Raw genomic sequence first — 20,613 nt, forward strand, 5'->3', positions numbered from 1 at the left:
GAAAACCAAGAAAAAAATTAATTTTTTTCTCTGTGTGCTCTGTGTTCTCACCGCTCGCTGTATCTGCAGATCTTTTACCCGATTGGAAAACACCATGGCAACTGTAAAACTCAATCATTTAAGCAAGTCTTACGACAATAAAACTCAGATTCTGACCGATATTAATCTGGATATAAAACACGGTGAATTTGTAGTTTTGGTGGGCCCTTCAGGCTGTGGCAAATCGACCCTGCTGCGCATGCTTTCTGGACTGGAAAGCATCAGCGGCGGTGAGATGCTGATCGATGAAAAAGTAGTCAATGATTTGCCGCCTGCAGAGCGCGGCATTGCCATGGTGTTTCAGAGCTACGCACTTTATCCGCATATGAATGTATATAAAAACATGGCGTTTGGCCTGCGTGTAGCAGGAGAAAATAAGGCCGCAATTGAAAAACGTATTCTGCACGCCGCTGGTATTTTAAAAATCGACCATCTGCTTGATCGCCTGCCGCGTGAATTATCTGGCGGCCAGCGCCAGCGTGTTGCAATTGGCCGCGCCATTGTGCGTGAGCCTAAGCTGTTTTTATTTGATGAGCCACTGTCAAACCTGGATGCATCGCTGCGGGTACAAACCCGGCTGGAAATCGCTAAACTGCACCGCAGCCTGAATGCCACCATCGTTTATGTAACCCACGATCAGGTCGAAGCCATGACGCTGGGGGATAAAATTGTGGTGATGAATAATTGTAAAATTCAGCAAGCCGGCACGCCGCTGGAGCTTTACCAGCAGCCTGCCAATCTGTTTGTGGCAACCTTTATTGGCTCGCCAAAAATGAATTTAATCGAAGGTGCCGTGCTCAATGCCAGCGCCACCGCTGTAAACATTAAACTCAGCACCGGCGACACGATTCAGGCCGAAGTGGATGGCAGCACTGTCAAAACAGGTGATTTAGTTAAAGTAGGTATTCGCGCCGAACACCTTGCCGAAGATCAGCGCTTTAACGAGCGCTTTAGCGGCACGGTGAGCATCGTCGAGCATTTAGGCGAAGCGAATTATGTGTATCTCACCCTGAACAACGGCCAGGATATTGTGGTGCGCGGCGATGGTGACCGTGAGGTTCATATTGGCACTCAATTAGAGGTCTCAGCGCCTGCTGCGGCTTTTCATGTTTTCAATCAGGATGGCCTCGCGCTAAGACGCCTCAAGCCAGGCAATATGAGCACATCCAAAACCAGATAATTAAACCTCACCGTAAAAAAGCCGTTCACTTCGGAGAAGATGAACGGCTTATTTATATTCTGAAGAAAAATCAAACAGCGGCCTGCTAAGCATCAGGGTCTTTCAATAAATCCAAAGGCAGCAGGCCTTCGGCAACCACCTCATCCAGCGCAGCCACAATCAGCGGATCAAATTGTGTGCCAGAGCGCTCTCTGACATAAGCCATGGTTTCATCCAGCGTCCATGGTTCTTTATAAGGGCGCTTATGCAGCAGGGCATCAAACACATCCACCAAAGCCACAATCCTTGCTGAAAGCGGAATTTCCTCGCCCTTAATCCCCAAGGGGTAGCCATTACCATCAAAATGCTCATGGTGGCCGCCCGCTATTTCGGCTCCCAGCGATAAATAAGTTGTCCCCTCAACCAGCGCCACCGTTCTGGCTAAAATGGCCGCCCCCATAGGTGAATGCTGATTCATAATCTCCCGCTCTTCTGCTGTGAGCTTGCCCGGCTTAAATAAAATATGATCCGGCGTGCCCACCTTGCCCACATCATGCAAGATACTGGCCATGCCAACCATTTCCATAAATGCATTATCCATATGCTCCGGAAAAGCATTTTTGGCTTTGAGCCGGCCCGCAATTGCGTCAGTCAGTTTTTGCACGCGTAAGACATGATCGCCCGTCGTCTGATCGCGGAACTCTCCTAAATCAGCCAAGGCCATTACCGTGGCCTCTTGCGAACGGCGTAATTGCTGATAAAGATATAAATTATCCATAGCAGCAGAAATACGCTCACAGAATATATCCAGCAGGTTTCTGTCTACCGCCTCTAAAGGCCATGGCGGTGAGAAATGCACCACAAAGTCGTAGCTGTTACGCCCGGCGATATATAGCACTTCGTAAGGATAATCAGACTGGCTGCATTTTTTTTGCAATGCCGTATTCAGAGCAGTCAACAAACGGCTGTCTTCTGCAAGGGATTGACCATCTAAAAGAGGCGTAAACGGGCCTGTTGCCGCAAGTACCTCAAAATGCTGCTGATTATTTTTGGACTGAGCACAGAGCATGCCGTATTCGCCCAAATTTAAAATCGCACCGACCTGCTTCAAAACACCGGAGGCAAATTCTTTTAAGGAATGCAATTGATAAAGATTGGTTGCACCTTCCAATATTTTGGCTAAGCCCTGGCTGCTTTTTTCTAAAGCATGCAGGCTCTCAAAACTGCGTAATGAAGCAATAACCGTGGTAAATATTTTATTCGCGACCAGCTCGGTTTTAGTTTTGTAATCATTAATATCGTATTCAAGTACCACCTGCTGCTCCGGAGCATGTCCCGGCTGCCCGGTACGCAGCACAATACGTACCAGCTGATTGCCTAATTCATCACGAATACGCCGCACGAGGCGTAAGCCTGCGTCATCGGTTTCCATGACCACATCTAAAATCGCTAAAGCAATATCATGATGCTCCGCGAGCTTCTCAAACCCTTCCTGCCCGGAATAAGCATGGAGAATTTCTAAACCACGCCCTTTAAAAACGATATTTTTTAAGGCCAGAATCGTAGCCCGATGAACATCAGGCTCATCATCCACAATGAGCAGCTTCCAAGGCTGACGAACAAGCGCAGCAGAGGCTGACGCATCATTCTCATCATCCTCCAGCATCCAGTCTTCATCATGATCAAGTGCCATTAATTTTTTTCCTGAGTTCAAACTCATGCTTCGAGGCGGCCCCGGCTGGTTTGCCTGAATCAATATATTTTTCATTTAAGAATAGAGTGATTAACAAGCAATGCCAAGCCTTGATCACCGCACTTAATCCATTATTTTTGAACAAGCACACTCTGCGATAAATCATCTTTGCATAAAAAAAGCATCCGGGAACTAAGGCAATACGGGCAGTTTGATAAAACAGATTCTGTATTCAGTTAATCAGCGCCACCCAATAAGGTTAAAACAACGGCAATCATGACATCTACGTCCGCTTGCCTTTCGAATGCGATTACAATAGAGGCTAAATTCATACCGAGTCCCCATTATGGCTATTCACCAACTACTCACCTCCCGCTTTGCTGCTGCACTGTCCCAGGTTGGCGCTCCTGATGCGTCACCAAATATTCAAGTAGCATCCAAACCAGAATTTGGCGACTACCAGGCAAATGGGATTATGGGCGCTGCAAAAGCCCTGAAAACCAATCCTCGCGCCTTGGCTGAACAAGTGCTGGCCTGTGTTGATCTGGCAGGCATTGCTGATAAGCTGGAAATCGCGGGCCCGGGCTTTATAAATATCACACTGAGTAATGCGTTTCTGTCGCAAACCCTTAGCACCCAGCAGGCCGACGCCCGGCTTGGCACCGCGGTGGCCAAAGCAGAAACAGTGGTAATTGATTATTCCTCGCCGAATCTCGCTAAAGAAATGCATGTGGGCCATTTGCGCTCCAGCATTATTGGCGATTCGCTGACACGTATTTACAGCTACCTGGGCCACAATGTAATTCGTCAGAATCACGTTGGCGATTGGGGCACGCAATTTGGCATGCTGACTGCCTATATGCTGGAAAACGAAAACCAAAATTCAGAATTAGCGCTGGGCGATTTGGAAGGCTTCTACCGCGCCGCCAAAGTGCGCTTTGATGCCGACCCTGCTTTTGCTGATTTATCCCGCGAATACGTCGTGAAGCTGCAATCGGGCGACGCTGAAGTGCGCGCGCTGTGGCAGCGTTTCCTGAATATCTCGATGAAGCATTGCGAAGATGTTTATCAAAAACTGGGCCTGCTGCTGACCCGCGATGATGTAAAAGGCGAATCTTCTTATAATGATGATTTACCCGTCGTGATCGATGATCTGCGTGCCCAAGGTTTGCTCACCGAAAGCCAGGGCGCACAGGTTGTATTCCTTGAAGAGTTTCGCAATAAAGATGGCGATGCAGCCGCTTTTATCGTGCAAAAACAAGGCGGTGGCTTTCTTTACTCCACATCCGATTTAGCCACAGCCCGCTACCGTACCGGCGTGCTGGGCGCAAACCGCATTCTGTATGTGGTTGATGCCCGTCAGGGCCTGCACTTTCAGCAGCTGTTTACCGTGGCCCGTAAAGCAGGCTTTGTGCCTGCCGACACCCATATGGAACACGTCGCCTTTGGTACGATGATGGGCGACGATGGCAAGCCATTCAAAACCCGCAGTGGCGAACTGATTAAGCTGGTGGATTTACTCTCCGAAGCGGAAAGCCGCGCCTTTGATCTGGTCAGCAGCAAAAATCCAAATATGGATGAAGCCACCCGCCACCATATCGCCCACGCGGTAGGTATTGCTGCGGTGAAATACTCGGATCTGTCCAAGCACCGCACCAGCGATTATGTATTCGACTGGAACAGCATGCTCAGCTTTGAAGGCAATACCGCGCCGTATCTGCAATACGCCTACACCCGTATCGCCAGCATCTTCCGTCAGGCGGGTGATGTAGACGCCAATGCAAAAATCGAGTTAATCGAGCCAGCCGAGCACGCGCTTGCACTCACCCTGGTTCAATTTCCGGATATCTTGCAACAAGCCGCAAACGACACCTGCCCGCACGTTTTATGCAGCTATCTCTATACCCTGGCCACCCGCTTCTCACGCTTTTACGATGCTTGCCCTGTGCTTAAAGCCGAAGGCGAGATTCGCAGCAGCCGCTTAGCCCTTTGCCAGGCAGCAGCTAAAACCCTGCAAACGGGTCTGGATTTATTAGGAATTGAAGTGCTGCAAGAGATGTAATATTAAACATCCGTTCTTTAAAATGAATAAACGCCACTTTATAAAAAATAGAGTGGCGTTTTTTTATTTTAGATAAGTCTTTGAAAAATATAGCTTTACAAAAAAAACATAATTAGCAAATACAACATTCAACTACTCCCCCAATATGGCACGGGAATATTCACAATAGATAAACCAAAAGAGAGTGCTAATATTTTCCGCCGATTTACAGGCAGCGTCAGAAAAATAAGGGGTTTTACCTATACATTCTGACGCAACTCTCTAATACTTCTTTGTAGAAAAAAAATGAAAAAGAATATTCTTGCTTCCTTAGTTTTATCCGCTTTGATTGCTTCACCCGTATTTGCTGAAGGTTTTTACATTGGTGCTGATGTAGGTAGCAGCAAGGCAAAAGCTGATTCTAATGGCTATTCTATTGAAAAAAGTGACACCGCATGGGGAATTCATGGTGGTTATAAGTTTTCTCCTTATTTAGCTGCAGAACTGGGCTATCGCAGCTTTGGCAAGTTTGAAGAAAACTACTCCTTTATGAAAGGCTCTGTTGAAGCCAGCGCAGTTCAAGCTTCGGTAATCGGTTCATACCCATTTTCTGAAGCATTTAATATTTATGGTCGCTTAGGTGTTGCAAGTATCAAAACAACATCAAAAATTAGCAGCGATTTCTACAATGCTCAAAATGATCAAACAGACACTAAAGCACTGTTTGGTATCGGCGCTCAATACTCATTCAATAAGAACTTGAGCATGCGTACCGAATACACGCAATATGCTGAAATCGAAGATGTAAAACTGTCTGCGATCACTATTGGCGCAAACTACAGCTTCTAAAAATGAATTAAATCATTTTTAGCTTTGAAAAGCGCAATTTCATTTTATGAGATTGCGCTTTTTTTTTGCATGATGTCTCTGAATATTAAATCCCCCATTTTCTCGCTGCCTTAGCTGTTCTGCTTAAAACCTACCTGCATTTGTTAATTACCGAATACCGCAACGTCCAAAATTTATAATCATTCACAACCAAAATCATGACTCACATGAAATGATTATTAAAGTAAAAATGGCAATATTCACATGACAAATGAATCAAAAAAACCTACCCTTGCCATGCATTACAGATCATGAAAGATAATAAAAATACATTCTGCACATACAAAAAGAAAGGATATCCTTTGAAAAAGTTGTTTTTAGCTCCATTAATTCTTGTTTCTATCCTGACTACCCCTGCCTTTGCAGAAGGATTCTATTTAGGCACTGAAATTAATGCCCGTGGAGCCAGCCTGGAAATAAACAACCGCTCAGTAGAAGATAAAACAGGAGTGGGCTGGGGCATTCATGCCGGCTATCAATTTTCGCCTTATTTCGCCACTGAAGTTGCTTACCGCGATTTGGGTGATATTGATTTTACAGTTGCACAGACCCAATCCAAAGCCAGTGCCATTCAGGCATCCCTTATTGGCACCTATCCATTTACCAGCAGATTTAGTGTATTTGGCCGCCTTGGCGTGGCTCAACTTAAAAGCACGTTAAAAGATAACCGCTATACCTACCAGGACCATAACGACACAAAAGCATTACTCGGGCTGGGCGTTGAATTTGCCATTACAAAACAAATCAGTTTGCGTACGGAATTAAGCGAATATACCGGCGACCACAATATAAGCTCACTTTCCCTGGGTGCTAACTTCAAATTCTAAGCAAAAAAAGAGCGCACCCATCCGGAGTGCGCTTTTTTTAAAACTGGCCGTTTATTAACCGCGGCTGGTTACGATCAAGAGGTGATAACCAAATTGCGTTTTTACCGGGCCTTGAACTTCGTTCAATGGCGCGCTGAAAACAACTTTATCAAATTCCGGCACCATCATGCCCGGGCCGAACGAGCCCAGATCACCACCTTGAGCAGATGAAGGGCAGCTGGAGTGCTTTTTAGCTACGGCAGCAAAATCAGCACCGGCCAGAATTTCTTGTTTTAATTCTTCGCACTTGGCTTCGCTGCTTACTAAAAGGTGGCTTGCTGTCGCTTGTACCATTTCAAAACTCCAAAAAAGATGACGCCACTCTGTGGCATCATTAAAAAGCGCTGAGCGCATAGGTTAAAAGGCAATATGATGCCTTTATGATCAATTTCAAGTAAAAACATGAAAAAACACCACAGTCATACCATCACAGCAGATTAATGGCCGCACTTTTTCGATACAAAAAAGCAAAGTGCCATAAAATAGCCCGTCCTCCCTTTTAATGCACCGTGGCCAAACGATGAATAGTCAAAAAATCCGTTTTTTCCGACAGCGAATTCCCTCATTTGAATGCATTCCAGGCTGTCACGATTGCTGCGGCCCCGTCACCACATCCAGTGAAGAAATGGCCCGCCTGCCCCGCAAAAGCGCCGCAGAACAAGCCGATGCACTGGAAAACCTGAGCTGCCCCCACCTCGCGGGGAAAGGCTGTACCGTCTATTCAGAGCGCCCGCTGATTTGCAGACTATTTGGCACCACTCCCGCCCTGGCCTGCCCACATGGCAAACGCCCGGAAATGATGATAGACGAGGTTATTGAGCAACAGATTTATCAATTTTTTAAAGAAACGCGCCAGGTTCTGGTTTAGTAAAAACAGCAACGGCCCACAAGCAAAATAATCATTCAAGAACTATGCTGACATAGACCCTGCACTAGGATTTATCTCTTGATCAGCAAATTACGAATCAGAGTATTACGCCTGCTCGGCATCACACTATTGGTGACCGTTAGCTTTGGCTCGTATTTTTCTTACCAGATACTCTCTGAAAAATTCACCCAATTTGAAAAAAGAAGCATCCAAAGTGATTTAGATGCTGCTAATTTACTGATTAACGAACAACTCCTCTCTCATAAAAAGTTTGCAACCGATTATTCTGTCTGGGATGACACATGCACTTTTATGAAAGATGGTAATAAAAAATATATTGCTTCAAATTACACTTATGAAGCCATTAGCAATATGGGAAATGATTTCATATTTTTAATTCATCCAAATGGTGAAATAGCGCTGTCTGTGATTCTCAGCGACTTTCTTGGAGAGGAATCAGGAAAATCCATCATTAATTCAAACAGCAGAGAAACTGACACGCTTTTAAAAAAACTAAATATTAAAAAAGAAATGGCCATCACCAGCTCAAGGTCAGCTTTATATTTTTTAAATGATCAGGCCTATATTTTAGCATTTTCACCTATCGTAAAAAGCAATGGCAGTGGCCCGGCAATGGGAATGACGATTATGGGCAGGCATATTAGTGCCAGCCGGCTGCAGCATATGCAAAAACTAAGCCAGACACCATTTAAACTCTTACCCCCTGATGTTCAGGCAGAAAATATCAGCTTTAGTGATCAGAAATACCATGCAATACGGCAAATCAAAGATGCCCACCCATTTATCATCAGCATTGATGGTGTACGCCCGCTCTATAAAGAAGGGCAATTTGCTTATATTTTACTGCTTATTAATTTAATTTCTGTCTGGGCTATTTCTCTGATATTAGTCATGCTGGGGCTGGGCCACCTGGTCATTAAACGGATTACCTTTTACAGCCAGAAACTGCACAGAATTCGCTTAGGAGAACAATCAGACGGGCGCCTGCAACATTCTGGCATTGATGAAATAGATTTTCTTGCCCTTTCCGTCAATGAATTACTCGATGAAATAGAAAATCAGCATCAAAAACTAATCAGAGATGCACTTTATGATCCGCTAACATCGCTTGGCAACCGCAGCCGTTTAAATGAGCAGTTAAAGTTATCGCTTAGTTTATTGCGCAGAAAATCAATGCAGGCACTGTGCTTGTTATTAATTGATTTAGACGGTTTTAAAATGATTAATGATGTGCACGGACACCCGGCCGGCGATCAGCTGCTTATTGTGCTTTCTAAACGAATTTTAGAAACCATACGTGAAAGTGATTGTGCAGTACGGCTGGGAGGGGATGAATTTGCCATTATGCTGACAAACCCGCTTAGCATGCCTATTGCGGAGCAAATCACAGAACGAATTCGCGTACAACTTTCATTACCTGTAGATTTTGCGAATAAAACATTACGCGTTTCAGCCAGTATTGGCCTAGTGTATTTAAATAATAATATTAGTAAAACATTACTTCCCGAAGATATTATCAAGCAGGCAGATATTGCCATGTATCAGGCCAAACAGGCCGGGCGGGACAGGACTGTTATTTTTGATAAGGCCATGGAATCTCTGCTCGATGAATATGAAAAATTAGAAAACGATTTAAGATCAAGCGTTGATGGGGAATTAATTGATATTTCTTTTCAGCCTATTTTATCTACAGATGGAAAAAAGCTGGAATCACTGGAAGTATTAGGGCGCTGGTTTCATCCCCGGCTTGGTTTAATCAGCCCGGATCGTTTTATTCCTATTGCAGAAAACGCCAGGCTTATCCGCCGCTATACTTTGGGCGTACTAAAAAAAGCCTGCATGGTGGCTAAAATGGAATTTGGAGTTTATCCGGATTTACGCCTCTCTGTTAATATCAGTGTTCAGGAAATGCTGGAAAATGACTTTTTTGATGATTTGCACGCCATCCTATTAGAAACTGATTTCCCTCCTCATTTATTAAATCTGGAAGTAACCGAGTCTTTATTTGCAAAAAATGAATCTGAGCTAACCGAAACCATGCTGAAATGCTGCGAATTGGGAATAAAATTTCATATTGACGATTTTGGTACTGGCTATTCTTCTTTAGCACGCCTGCATGCGCTGCCTATCAGCATATTAAAAGTTGATCGTGCTTTTGTTAACAGAATTGGCGAGGGAGGAGAAACACTGATTAAGGCTGTCATCGAAATGGCTCATGGTTTAAATATGAAAGTCATTTGCGAAGGAGTAGAAACCACCGGGCAAGCCAGCTGTATTACTCAACTTGGTGGCGACTACATTCAGGGCTATCTTTATGCAAAGCCGATGGCTACGGCTGAATTATCCATGTGGCTGTTTAACTTTACTCATCAGGAAACCAGCCCAAAACTTATACATTAGGCAAATCGCGGTAGAATTGAATTCTACCCATTTCGCAGATACTGCCATGCCTCACATCTCAACCGCCCGCCTTTGTCTCAGTACAATCAGCATTCATGATGCTGCATTTTATCTGCAGCTTCTGAACGAGCCGTCGTGGCATCAATTTATTGGTGACCGGGGAATTCGCACTTTAGAAGATGCACAAACTGCAATTATAAATGGCCCTGTTGATATGCAAAACCGGCTTGGTTTTAGCTTATATATTGTAAAACTAAAAGATTCAGCAACACCCATTGGCCTCTGTGGCCTGTTAAAACGAGATTATCTGGAAGATGCAGACTTAGGCTATGCCTTTTTGCCGCAATACTGGGGCCAGGGATTTGCATTTGAGGCGGCCACGGGTGTTGTTAAATACGCTAAAGAAGTATTAAATATGCCCCGCCTGCTGGCAACAACAGATTTAAATAATCAAACATCAATGCAATTGCTGAATAAATTAAACTTTAAACTGATTAAAACGCTGTCTCTGCATAAAGAACTAAAATTATTCGCCCTTGAGCTTTAAATTATTTTTATCATAAAAAAACGGGCATAAATGCCCGTTTTTTTATTCAGGGGGCTTTGTTAGCACCCCCTCTTCAGCCCAAAGCAATTAAGCAATAATTGCTTTAGCCTTAGCCACTACATTTTCTACAGTAAAGCCAAAGTGTTTAAACAGTTGGCCAGCCGGTGCGGATTCACCAAAGGTATCCATACCAATCACATCACCTTCCAGACCTACATATTTGCGCCAGAAATCTGAAGTTGCAGCTTCAATGGCCAAACGTGCTACGCCACGCGGCAATACTGCGGCCTTGTAAGCGGCATCTTGCACATCAAATACATTGGTCGATGGCATAGAAACCACACGGGCAGCAATGCCTTCGCTTGCCAGTGCTTCAGCCGCTTTCACAGCCAGCTCTACTTCAGAACCGGTTGCAATCAGGATAACAGCCGGATTTGCCACTTCTTTTAATACATAACCGCCTTTCTTAATATTGGCGATAGTGGCTTCATCACGCGCCATAAACATCAGATTCTGACGGCTGAAGATCAAGGATGATGGCGTTGCTTTTTGCTCAATGGCATGCGCCCAGGCCACCATGGATTCTACGGTATCGCATGGACGCCATACATGGTGATTAGGGATGCAACGCAGCGTTTGCAGCTGCTCTACCGGCTGATGCGTCGGGCCATCTTCACCCAGACCAATCGAATCATGGGTATAAACGAAGAGGTTATTGGTCTTCATTAGGGAGGCCATACGCAGGGCATTGAGTGCGTATTCGCAGAACATCAGGAAGGTTGCGCCGTAAGGACGGAAACCACCGTGCAGCACCACGCCATTCATAATGGCGCTCATGCCAAATTCACGCACGCCGTAGCTGATATGGTTACCAATCAGCTCATTGCCTTCACGCTTCAGTGAAACGCAGCCTTTCCAATTGGTCAGGTTAGAGCCGGTCAGATCCGCCGAACCACCAAGAAGTTCTGGCACTTGCGGCGCATAGGCATTCAGTGCGTTTTGTGATGCCTTACGTGAGGCGATTGTTTCTGCCTTGGTATTGGCATCACTTACCGCCGCTTTCACCACATCTTGCCAGTTGGCTGGCAATTCATTGCTCATACGGCGTTTGAATTCTGCAGCTTCTACAGGATATGCGGCTTCATATTTAGCAAACAGCGCATTCCAATCTGATTCTAAACGCGCACCGGATTCTTTTTTATCCCAGCCTGCGTATACATCAGCAGGGATTTCGAACGGGCCGTGGTTCCAGCCAATGGCTGCGCGAGTCGCGGCAATTTCTGCATCGCCCAGTGGCGCGCCGTGGCAATCGTGGCTGGCCGCTTTATTGGGCGAGCCTTTACCGATAATGGTTTTGCAGCAGATCAGTGTTGGTTTGTCTGTAACCGCTTTAGCAGCAACGATGGCAGCATCCAGCGCATCTACATCGTGGCCATCCACGGATAAAACGTGCCAGCCATAGGCATCAAAACGTTTAGGGGTATCGTCAGTAAACCAGCCTTCTACATGACCGTCGATAGAAATACCGTTGTCATCCCAGAATGCAATCAGCTTACCGAGACCCCATGTACCCGCCAAAGCGCAAGCTTCATGGCTGATACCTTCCATCAGGCAGCCATCGCCAAGGAATACATAGGTGTGGTGATCAACGATATCCAGACCTGGCTTGTTGAAATCGCGTGCCAGCAGTTTTTCAGCCAGAGCAAAACCTACCGCATTCGTGATCCCTTGTCCCAGCGGGCCGGTCGTGGTTTCTACACCCGGGGTGTAATGCACTTCAGGATGGCCTGGCGTTTTGGAGTGGAACTGACGGAAGTTTTTCAGATCGTCCAGCGTTACATCATAGCCAGTCAGATGCAGCAAAGCGTATTGCAACATGGAGCCGTGGCCGTTAGACAAGATAAAACGGTCGCGATCAGCCCACTGTGGATTAGTCGGATTGAAACGCATGTGGTTGCCCCACAGCGACAAGCCGATTTCCGCCATGCCCATAGGCATGCCAGGGTGGCCGGAATTCGCTTTTTGAACAGCATCCATTGCTAAAGCGCGGATTGCATTTGCCAGATCATTACGCGTTGCCATATCTTTTCCTTGTGTGCATTAAGGTGAAACTGCGCCCGCCTCTCTTGCATAGAGAAGCTAAGGGGGAGGGAGGCCAGGGCGACTTGCCCTATCTGTCAGGAAGCCCCGTTGCCTTGGCCGGAAGGCCAATCATCATCAAGTCTTTTTATGACTCTAAATGCCGTAAAAAGGCATAAGAGCGAATCGCTGCCCCCATTATCACTGAGGGACTGTGTCTGCAACAATATCAAATTACCATATCATTTTTAACACGAGATAACGCGCATAGCGTTGAGCTGGCTCAAAGTGTTAAGGCGGGCTTTCGCCCGCCTTAGAATAAATTAAAACCCGTAGATGTTTTTACTTAAAAACGGAGATTACGCTGTGGTGAACTCACATTAATAAACACGTGCATAACTTCCCGAATAACGCGATTTTATAGCTTTGAGATAGCGGTCTGCATGCAAGGTTTACCTCGCTCAGCGATATTTCATGTAATCCAATATTTTTTTCACCAGAGCCCCTTGGGTTACGCAGGTTTATCCGCAAGAAAACCGCTAATAAACCTGCTAACCCAAGCTGCGCCAGCGGTCCGTAATCAGGAAAGTTATATTGACCACATTTCAAGCAACTTTTTCTCCGTGAACCTTGGTGGTCTTCATATTAAAGAATTTGAATTTTAGCCACTACTCCAAAACATAAGTCCCAGGTGCCGCCCCTTGTTGTGGATGGGCACGGCTGGATAATTTTGGTTTGACCTGCTTGCCACACTGCGGTTTAAGCCACTCTACCCAGTTAGGCCACCATGAACCGGCTACCTTTTTTTGCCGTGCTAAAAAGTCTTCGGCGCTTTCGCCTGCCTCAGGCACGCCTTGCCAGTAGCTGCGTTTGGATGATGGCCCGGGTGGATTGACGATGCCGATAATATGGCCTGATGTGGAGAGGGTAAAGGTGACATCGCCCCCGCTGCGATCTGCCAGGGTGTACGTTTGCCGCCAGGGCGCAATATGGTCTTCTTCAGCACTCACCATAAACAGCGGCTGCTTAATTTGGCCTAAATCGATTTTTTGCCCGGCAATTTCTAAGGCATCAGGCTGAATAAGTTTATTTTTCCAATACAATTCGCGCAAATAGGTGCGGTGCATTTTCATTGGCATACGGGTGGAATCCATATTCCAATATAAAACATCAAATTCGCTTGGTGTCTGGCCCAGCAAATAATTATCTACCCAGTAATTCCAGATCAGGCTGTTGGAGCGCAGCATTCTGAAAGAGGCGGCCATATCTTTGCCGTCCAGATAGCCTTTTTTCTCCATCACACTATCAATAAAATCGAGGCCTTCTTCATCCAGAAAAACTTCGATATCACCAGGATATTCAAAATCAGTCAGCGTAGTGAGTAAGGTTGCTGACACCACCGGCACCTTGCCCGGCATTTTTCTATTGGCCCACGCAAGGTACGTGGTAGCAAGCGTGCCGCCAAGGCAGTAGCCCAATAAATGGACTTGTTCGCTGCCGCTGATTTCCTGTGCCACTTTAATAATTTGTGCCACACCATCATTCAGATAATCATCAAACGATACATCGCGCATGCTGCCATCAGGGTTTTTCCAGCTGGTGATAAACACCGAAAAGCCCTGGTCAACCAGATACTTCACGAGGCTTTTTTTCTCGTTCATATCGAGGATGTAATACTTATTAATCCATGGGGACACCAGGACCAGCGGCACGCTGTGCACAGTGGGTGTAGTCGCCTCGTAATGCAGCACTTCAAGCAAACGCCCGCGATACACCACCGATCCTGCAGTCGTCGCCAGATTTTCCCCTACTTTAAACGCGTTCATATCAGTCATGCTGATATCGCCACGCGCTTTGTCTTCTTTAAAGTTCTTATAACCTGCAACAAGGCTTTCGCCATTGGTACTTAATGCTCTGGCAATTGCCACCGGATTCGTCAGCAAAAAATTTGTCGGGGCCGCTGCGTTCAGCACCTGCCGAAGCCAGAATGCGCTGCGGTTACGCTCGTGCTCGCCCATGTCCGGTGTGGCATAAAGCGCATCCTGCAGCCAATGAGTATTGAGTAAATACCATTCTTTAATGCCATCCCAATAGGGACTGTCGCTCCAGATCGGGTCGGAAAAACGCACGTCTTCCGGATGAGGCGGAAAAACATCACTATCAGCTTCGCCCCAGAAACGCCGCGTAGTAAAGTTTTGCCACTTACTTACATCATTCAGATAGCGAAACAGCTCATTGGATAAGGCCATGGGATTTTGCAGCCATGCCTGCTGAGCCTTAATCGAGCTGGCAAGCAAGCCAAAGGGATCGGTCGATTGCCTTAATTTGTGCTGTAAATCGGCGTAGCGCTGAGATTGTTCTGAAAAAAAAGTAAACTCTGACATGGCCGTCCCCCCTTGAGATCGTTGTTCCAGCTTAGGTTGCAGTGCAGCAGAACTCAATGTGTAAGATCAAAGAGCCCGCTGATTATTAAGCCAAAATATGTCAAATTGCTACCCTCTGCGTCAGGCCCACACAAAAAACAACAATACCCAGGCCCAGCCATATAAAGCCAAACCTAAACTTGCCAATGTCAGCGCGCCCAAACGCGGCCCCCATTGCATCGTGCGCTGGCCCGCCAGGCGCCAAAACAAGCGCAGAGACCACAAGAGCGCCAGGCTCAGCAGCAAGGCTCTGGTGGCAGGTGCCCATGCCGTTGCAACACCTTCATGCTTCAGTAAATTCACCGTCAGTGCCGACAGGCCTAAAAACACACCACATGCCGCTGCGGGGATAAACGATTGCGCCAGCTTATGCACGCTTAAAGTATCGCGCTTGGGCAAGATCCAATCGGCCAGTTTTAAGCACAAATAGAGGCTGCCGCCCAGAAACAGCATGCTGCAGCCGATATAGGCCACGATCAGGCCGCCATCGAGCCAGGAGAAGCTATCGTTCACCTCGGGGTAATGCGTCAGAATCCACCATGGCGCGTTGTCTTGCAGCGGCCAGAAGATATCGCGGTTCACCAGCCACTCGGCCATCATCTGCTTGGCATCCACCAGCCATGGGCTGGCCGTCCACTGGAATGCGCCAACGGCAAGCCCCATCAGGCCAAATAAGATCAGTACGGTTTCCCAGCCACTGCCCTTCGCTACCTGGGTGATTTCAGCTTCCGGCGAGCGCACGCTCAGGGCAATTGCGCCGCGATAATCACTGCAACGCCCGCACATATGGCATTCGGTTGCGCCCTGCATATTGCGCATCGGCACCAGCGGAGCACAGTTAATCGGAATCACTTTGGCTTGCGGTGTTTTCCATGCCTCCACGTCTACCTTGTAATGCCAGGGTGCCAGCTTGGCTAGTAAATTAAACACGCCATTCACAGGGCACAGATAACGGCACCACACCCGCTTACTGCGGCCATACCAATAGCCAACACCCACCGCCGCCAGGGTGGAACCGCCCAGCACCAGCATGGCGGCCAAAGGATATTGGTACACGCTCAGCAGCTGCCCGTACACGGTGGTACAGGCGAAGGCCACAAAGGGCCAGCCCTGCCAGCGTATCCAGCGCGGAATCGTATGATTCCGCCCGCGCTCACTCGCCCATTCTGTCAGCATGCCTTCCGGGCAAAACCAGCCACACCAGACACGGCCCATCAGCAGCATGGAGATCAGCACAAACGGCCACCAGATCCCCCAAAAGGCAAACTGCGCAAAAATCACCAGATGATTAAAAACCCGCGCGCTTTCATCAGGCAGGCTGACTAAAGTGGGAATAATCAACAGAAATAAATAAAAGAAAACCACCACCCATTGCAGCTTGCGCAGCCAATGAGCGTGGTCCCGTAAAAAATTGCCGAACTGAGCGGTGCGAGAATTCAAAATAGTCATTGCCCTTTACGACTCACACGGCGCAGCAAATATGTGGTGGCAATCCAATAGCCACTCCAAATCACCAGCAAAGATAAAGCCGGGTGCGAGCGGTAACCGGCAAAATCGGCCAGCAATTTACCCACACTCGCGCTTTCATCCAGCCAGGCAGAGCTATCCCACAGCGGATCAATAATCGCAGGCAAAACACCCATGCCAATCAAATGTTCAACGCCGGAGTTCAACATCGCACCCGCCAGCAGCAGCAACAAAATTTCGGTCACCTTAAAAAACCAGCGCCAGGAAATATATTTACCGCCCAATTGCAAGAGCATAAATGTCGCCAACGCAGCCACAAAACCGCCCAAACCTGCCAGCGCTAATGATCCGCCATTGCTGCTGCCTGCCACGCTGCCGTATAAAAACACCACGGTTTCACTGCCTTCACGTGCCACCGCGAGCGCCACTAAAAACAGCAAACCCCACCAGTTTTTCTCCGCTGCATTACTGGCAAGGCCCCCCTCTAATTCACGCTTGAGGCTGCGGCCATTCTTACGCATCCACACCACCATCTGCACAATCAGCGCGGCGGCCACGAGTGGCATAGCGGCCTGGAAATACTCCTGCGCCGTATCATCCAGCCAGCTGGAAACACCCAATAGCGTCAGCGCCAGCAAGCCCGACAACACTAAACCTAAGCCCACACCGCCCCAGAGATAAGCCATACCACGCTGGCCCGCCACCGGATTGGCACGCAACCACGCATATAAAATTCCGACTACAAGCAGCGCTTCCACACTTTCGCGCCAGACAATAAATGCGACTTGTTCCATAGCCTTTAACCTTTAAAATTTGCAACAACACAAGAGAACAAAAACCTAAATACTGAACCACGGAGGACACAGAGAACGCGGAGAAAAACAGGTTTTAAATTAAGATGTTTGTTTTAAGGTTTTGGGTACTTTCAAACTCTTCGTGACCCAAAACTTTCCCTTTATCGTGGCACGGGGCTTACATCACCCCCCTTGAAGCCGCGACACGAGGAACAAGCGGGCGGGATTTCTTTGATGCCTGTCTGAGCGAAGCGAGTTCCGCAGCCGCCGCTGTCCGCAGTGAGGGGTTTCGTGCGTTTGGGATTGCGGCTTTGGTTCTTTTCCTGGCCGTTCAAGAAAAGAACGCCCCAGCGGGGGCACCCGCTCCAAAATCAACGTGCCGAAGGCACTAAAAAGATGATCGCTGAACAACACCCTTACTTCACCACAATCACACCCCGCGCCTGCGGGTGGAAATCGTCAAAGTAGATATATTCACCAGCCGAAACGCCCTGAATCACCACAAAGGATTCCACGCCGGGGGCGAGGACTTTTTCTTTGCGCAGCGGCAGGCTTTCAAATTCAGCAGGCGACTTGCCCTTATTCACCAGAATCAGCTTAAATTTGGTTTTTGCCGGGGCTTCGATACGCGTTGGCGTGACCTTGCCATCGTTAAGCTCTACCCTGAAAGTCAGCAAATCATCCGCACCCGCCATCAGGCTGCATGTGCTTAACAAAGCCACCACAATACGTCGCATAAAAATTCCATCCCATAAACCAACAACAATTTAAGCCATAAGAAAGCACAAACCCCTCTGCGTACGAGGGGTTTTACTCACTCAGCGCTAAGGCTGAAGCCGTTGAGTCAGGCGATATTAGTAACCGCCCTTCTTGCCTGTTCCGGCGTAGGTAAATTCATAGTTCAGATCAAAAGGCTTGAACCAGGGTGCAACACCAGTTTCTTTATCCACATGGCGGCCAAAGTGGGCGTGCGGGTTTTCGGATGGCGGCAAAATGGTGTATTTCAGCTTGTACTTACCCGGGCCTTCCAGCTTGATATTGTCGCCATAATGCGGGCCATCACTGGCTACCATGGCCATAAAATCGCCTTTAATCACATTTTTGCTGCCCACTTTTTGCAGCTCGTACTTAATCAGTAAGTAAGGCACCCATTCACCTTCGCCAAAGCCATTCGGGTTGCCTTTGGCCGCATGAATATCGGCTTCAAGGTGAATATCCGAAGCTTCCGCCTTACGCATCATGCCATCCGGATCCATCTTAACCGGCTGCAAATAAACTGCCGCCAGCTCCATGCCATTTTTAATCGTTGGCTTACCAATCGGATACTCTGCAGCGTAGGCTTGAGCAGACAGCGCGAGCGCAATCGCGGGGACCAGATATTTCATAAACATACCTTTAAGCGAAGAAAAACAGCGATATATGTCGTACTCATTATTGAATACGAACTACTATCAATATTATTCCTATCGCTGTAACTTAAAAAGGTTCTATTTACGATGAAAGCAGGTAAATGCGTTTTATTGATCTAAATCAATAAACGCGCAGCGATTACTGGATGGTAAAACCCCGCCAGCCATAGTTAATAAATACGCAGGGCGGGAGTATCCGGTATTTATTCAGGCCAAACCCGCCTTGAGCATGGCATCGGCCTGATTGAGCCTTTCCACCGTCCCCACATCCAGCCACAGCCCGGAAAATGACTCTGCCTGCAGCTGAGATTTTTCCATGCCACGCATAAATGAAGGAAGAAGCGCTGCGGCTTGCCCTGTTGCGAGATCTGCAAAAAACGCAGGACGATAAACCGCCACACCTGCAAACGTCATGGCCTGATCGCCCTCTTCGCACAGCTTTGCCTTGCCATGGGCATTAATCGCTAAATCACGGCCAGTAGGGTAATCCGCTTTTTTTACCATGACTAAATGCCCCAGGTTTTCACCCAAATCCCGGGCAATCGCTGGCAACCTGGCAAAATCATAGTCAGTAAAAATATCACCATTAATCACGGCAAATGGCTCGTCCCCCAATAGCGGCAAGGCCTTAGCAATCCCCCCTGCTGTTTCCAGCGCGGCTTCTTCGGCTGAATACCGGATATTTACGCCGTAGCTGCTGCCGTCCCCCAGGCGCTCTTCTATCATGGCGCCCAGCCAGGCGTGGTTGATCACTATATCGGTAACCCCCGCAGCAGCAAGACGGCGTAAATGCCAGCCTATGAGCGGCGTACCGCCCACTTCCAGCAAGGGCTTAGGGCAAGCATCAGTCAGGGGGCGCATGCGCTCGCCGCGCCCCGCGGCAAGAATCATGGCTTTCATCAGAAGGTGAATCCTGTTGCCACAGGCTCGCCATGCAGATTAAGCAGCAAGCGGCCCAACGGCGTTAATTCGCTGTAACGCAGGCAAACTTTGCGTACATATTCAAATACACGCGGAATATCAGCCTGATATTGCTCTTTACCATCGCGGTGCTTCAGCCGGGCAAACAGGCCCAGAATTTTAAGATGGCGTTGCAGGCCCTGCCATTCGAATGCGCGATAAAAATCGCCAAAGTCTTCGTGCACCGGCAAGCCGGCAGCACGGGCTTGCTCCCAGTAACGAATCGCCAAATCAAGCACAAAGGCTTCATCCCATGCGAGGTAAGCATCTTTAAGCAAAGACACCAGATCGTAAGTAATGGGGCCAAGCACCGCATCCTGAAAATCAATCAGACGCAGTTCATTACCTTGCACCATGATATTGCGGGAGTGAAAATCACGATGCATATAGAGGGTTGGTTGAGCCAGATTATGTGCAACGATCAGCGCACAGCTGCGCTCCCATACGCCTAAATCTTTGCCTTCCAGCGTCACGCCATAGGCTTTGCCAAAATACCATTCGCGGCAAATATCCATTTCGCGTTGCATAAATGCACCATCAAAAGGCGCTAAGCCATCGATGGGCGCGCTCACCTGCATTTTCACCAACAAAGAAATGGCCTGACGGTAATAATTGGCGGCGTTGTCCGCGTCAATCAGGCTGGCAAGCGTTTGGGTGCCCAGATCTTCAAGCACAACCCAGCCCTGCTCAAGGTTTTGTGCCAGTACAGCAGGCACCGGTAAGCCCGCAGTGGCAAGGCGTTGCTGCTGTTGTAAGAAAGGCTGACAATCAAAATCAGCCGGATTTGCATCCATAATAATCAGGCTTCGGTCACTAAAAACAGCGCGCCAATACGAACGAACGCTGGCGTCAGCAGCCGCAATTTCCAGTGTTTTTGGGGCTTGACCCAGTGTTTCGGTCAGCCAGGAATTCAGTGAATCTGTTCTAGTCATGGTCTTAGGTGCCAGCAATGCAGTAGA

17 protein-coding genes are annotated in these 20,613 nt (G+C 47.8%); 7 read left to right on the plus strand and 10 right to left on the minus strand.

The window, feature by feature from the left end:
* Positions 1 to 94 precede the first annotated feature (94 nt).
* Positions 95 to 1,219, plus strand: a complete 1,125-nt coding sequence (locus HA050_RS08080; RefSeq protein ID WP_166824358.1) for an ABC transporter ATP-binding protein — start codon at positions 95 to 97, stop codon at positions 1,217 to 1,219.
* A gap of 85 nt (positions 1,220 to 1,304) precedes the next feature.
* On the opposite strand, the gene HA050_RS08085 is transcribed toward HA050_RS08080, so the two are convergent.
* Complete coding sequence (locus HA050_RS08085) at positions 1,305 to 2,891, minus strand: response regulator (protein ID WP_166824361.1); 1,587 nt, start codon at positions 2,889 to 2,891, stop codon at positions 1,305 to 1,307.
* A 346-nt stretch (positions 2,892 to 3,237) separates the two neighbouring features.
* Here HA050_RS08085 and argS point away from each other — a divergent pair, with 346 nt between their 5' ends.
* The 3 genes from argS (at position 3,238) to HA050_RS08100 (ending at position 6,647) form a co-directional block, all read left to right on the plus strand.
* A complete protein-coding gene (gene argS, locus HA050_RS08090) occupies positions 3,238 to 4,953 on the plus strand; it encodes an arginine--tRNA ligase (protein ID WP_166824364.1) in 1,716 nt (571 codons plus the stop codon).
* A gap of 285 nt (positions 4,954 to 5,238) precedes the next feature.
* Complete coding sequence (locus tag HA050_RS08095; RefSeq protein WP_166824367.1) at positions 5,239 to 5,781, plus strand: outer membrane beta-barrel protein; 543 nt, start codon at positions 5,239 to 5,241, stop codon at positions 5,779 to 5,781.
* Between the two features lie 290 nt (positions 5,782 to 6,071).
* Positions 6,072 to 6,647 carry an outer membrane beta-barrel protein gene (locus HA050_RS08100; RefSeq protein ID WP_166824370.1) on the plus strand — a complete coding sequence of 192 codons (576 nt, stop codon included), beginning with the start codon at positions 6,072 to 6,074 and terminating at the stop codon, positions 6,645 to 6,647.
* Positions 6,648 to 6,701: 54 nt separating this feature from the next.
* Here HA050_RS08100 and HA050_RS08105 read toward each other — a convergent pair whose 3' ends face one another.
* Complete coding sequence (locus HA050_RS08105) at positions 6,702 to 6,980, minus strand: peptidylprolyl isomerase (protein ID WP_115229987.1); 279 nt, start codon at positions 6,978 to 6,980, stop codon at positions 6,702 to 6,704.
* A gap of 226 nt (positions 6,981 to 7,206) precedes the next feature.
* Here HA050_RS08105 and HA050_RS08110 point away from each other — a divergent pair, with 226 nt between their 5' ends.
* The 3 genes from HA050_RS08110 (at position 7,207) to HA050_RS08120 (ending at position 10,522) form a co-directional block, all read left to right on the plus strand.
* Positions 7,207 to 7,554, plus strand: coding sequence for a YkgJ family cysteine cluster protein (locus tag HA050_RS08110; RefSeq protein ID WP_166824373.1), 348 nt, complete (start codon positions 7,207 to 7,209; stop codon positions 7,552 to 7,554).
* A gap of 78 nt (positions 7,555 to 7,632) precedes the next feature.
* A complete protein-coding gene (locus tag HA050_RS08115) occupies positions 7,633 to 9,975 on the plus strand; it encodes a bifunctional diguanylate cyclase/phosphodiesterase (RefSeq protein WP_166824375.1) in 2,343 nt (780 codons plus the stop codon).
* A 46-nt stretch (positions 9,976 to 10,021) separates the two neighbouring features.
* Complete coding sequence (locus tag HA050_RS08120) at positions 10,022 to 10,522, plus strand: GNAT family N-acetyltransferase (RefSeq protein ID WP_166824378.1); 501 nt, start codon at positions 10,022 to 10,024, stop codon at positions 10,520 to 10,522.
* 87 nt (positions 10,523 to 10,609) lie between these two features.
* Here the strand turns inward: HA050_RS08120 and tkt are convergent, their stop codons facing one another.
* From tkt to HA050_RS08160, 8 genes are all read right to left on the minus strand, one after another.
* A complete protein-coding gene (tkt, locus tag HA050_RS08125; RefSeq protein WP_166824381.1) occupies positions 10,610 to 12,604 on the minus strand; it encodes a transketolase in 1,995 nt (664 codons plus the stop codon).
* A 665-nt stretch (positions 12,605 to 13,269) separates the two neighbouring features.
* Positions 13,270 to 14,985, minus strand: a complete 1,716-nt coding sequence (locus HA050_RS08130) for a PHA/PHB synthase family protein (protein ID WP_166824385.1) — start codon at positions 14,983 to 14,985, stop codon at positions 13,270 to 13,272.
* A gap of 120 nt (positions 14,986 to 15,105) precedes the next feature.
* Positions 15,106 to 16,473 (minus strand): 4Fe-4S binding protein, encoded by a 1,368-nt coding sequence (locus HA050_RS08135; RefSeq protein WP_166824388.1) that lies wholly within the window; start codon positions 16,471 to 16,473, stop codon positions 15,106 to 15,108.
* The gene (locus HA050_RS08140) at positions 16,470 to 17,285 is read right to left on the minus strand and encodes an FTR1 family iron permease (protein WP_166824391.1); all 816 of its coding nucleotides are present in this window, start codon (positions 17,283 to 17,285) and stop codon (positions 16,470 to 16,472) included. Before HA050_RS08140 ends, HA050_RS08135 begins: the two co-directional genes overlap by 4 nt.
* A gap of 416 nt (positions 17,286 to 17,701) precedes the next feature.
* Complete coding sequence (locus HA050_RS08145; RefSeq protein ID WP_166824394.1) at positions 17,702 to 18,022, minus strand: cupredoxin domain-containing protein; 321 nt, start codon at positions 18,020 to 18,022, stop codon at positions 17,702 to 17,704.
* A gap of 117 nt (positions 18,023 to 18,139) precedes the next feature.
* Positions 18,140 to 18,670 (minus strand): iron transporter, encoded by a 531-nt coding sequence (locus HA050_RS08150; protein WP_306475241.1) that lies wholly within the window; start codon positions 18,668 to 18,670, stop codon positions 18,140 to 18,142.
* A gap of 231 nt (positions 18,671 to 18,901) precedes the next feature.
* Entirely contained in the window at positions 18,902 to 19,594 is a 693-nt protein-coding gene (gene murU, locus HA050_RS08155) for an N-acetylmuramate alpha-1-phosphate uridylyltransferase MurU (RefSeq protein ID WP_166824397.1), read from the minus strand.
* A complete protein-coding gene (locus HA050_RS08160; RefSeq protein WP_166824400.1) occupies positions 19,594 to 20,586 on the minus strand; it encodes an aminoglycoside phosphotransferase family protein in 993 nt (330 codons plus the stop codon). Before HA050_RS08160 ends, murU begins: the two co-directional genes overlap by 1 nt.
* Positions 20,587 to 20,613: the final 27 nt, after the last annotated feature.

Source organism: Iodobacter violaceini (genome assembly GCF_011601265.1).
Taxonomy (GTDB): Bacteria; Pseudomonadota; Gammaproteobacteria; order Burkholderiales; family Chitinibacteraceae; genus Iodobacter; species Iodobacter violaceini.

Bases quoted from the DNA above. Each gene is read 5' to 3' on its own strand.
- HA050_RS08080 (WP_166824358.1), top strand. From the start codon at position 95: ATGGCAACTGTAAAACTCAATCATTTAAGCAAGTCTTACGACAATAAA.
- HA050_RS08085 (WP_166824361.1), bottom strand. From the start codon at position 2,891: ATGGCACTTGATCATGATGAAGACTGGATGCTGGAGGATGATGAGAAT.
- argS (WP_166824364.1), top strand. From the start codon at position 3,238: ATGGCTATTCACCAACTACTCACCTCCCGCTTTGCTGCTGCACTGTCC.
- HA050_RS08095 (WP_166824367.1), top strand. From the start codon at position 5,239: ATGAAAAAGAATATTCTTGCTTCCTTAGTTTTATCCGCTTTGATTGCT.
- HA050_RS08100 (WP_166824370.1), top strand. From the start codon at position 6,072: ATGAAAGATAATAAAAATACATTCTGCACATACAAAAAGAAAGGATAT.
- HA050_RS08105 (WP_115229987.1), bottom strand. From the start codon at position 6,980: ATGGTACAAGCGACAGCAAGCCACCTTTTAGTAAGCAGCGAAGCCAAG.
- HA050_RS08110 (WP_166824373.1), top strand. From the start codon at position 7,207: ATGAATAGTCAAAAAATCCGTTTTTTCCGACAGCGAATTCCCTCATTT.
- HA050_RS08120 (WP_166824378.1), top strand. From the start codon at position 10,022: ATGCCTCACATCTCAACCGCCCGCCTTTGTCTCAGTACAATCAGCATT.
- tkt (WP_166824381.1), bottom strand. From the start codon at position 12,604: ATGGCAACGCGTAATGATCTGGCAAATGCAATCCGCGCTTTAGCAATG.
- HA050_RS08130 (WP_166824385.1), bottom strand. From the start codon at position 14,985: ATGTCAGAGTTTACTTTTTTTTCAGAACAATCTCAGCGCTACGCCGAT.
- HA050_RS08135 (WP_166824388.1), bottom strand. From the start codon at position 16,473: ATGACTATTTTGAATTCTCGCACCGCTCAGTTCGGCAATTTTTTACGG.
- HA050_RS08140 (WP_166824391.1), bottom strand. From the start codon at position 17,285: ATGGAACAAGTCGCATTTATTGTCTGGCGCGAAAGTGTGGAAGCGCTG.
- HA050_RS08145 (WP_166824394.1), bottom strand. From the start codon at position 18,022: ATGCGACGTATTGTGGTGGCTTTGTTAAGCACATGCAGCCTGATGGCG.
- HA050_RS08150 (WP_306475241.1), bottom strand. From the start codon at position 18,670: ATGAAATATCTGGTCCCCGCGATTGCGCTCGCGCTGTCTGCTCAAGCC.
- murU (WP_166824397.1), bottom strand. From the start codon at position 19,594: ATGAAAGCCATGATTCTTGCCGCGGGGCGCGGCGAGCGCATGCGCCCC.
- HA050_RS08160 (WP_166824400.1), bottom strand. From the start codon at position 20,586: ATGACTAGAACAGATTCACTGAATTCCTGGCTGACCGAAACACTGGGT.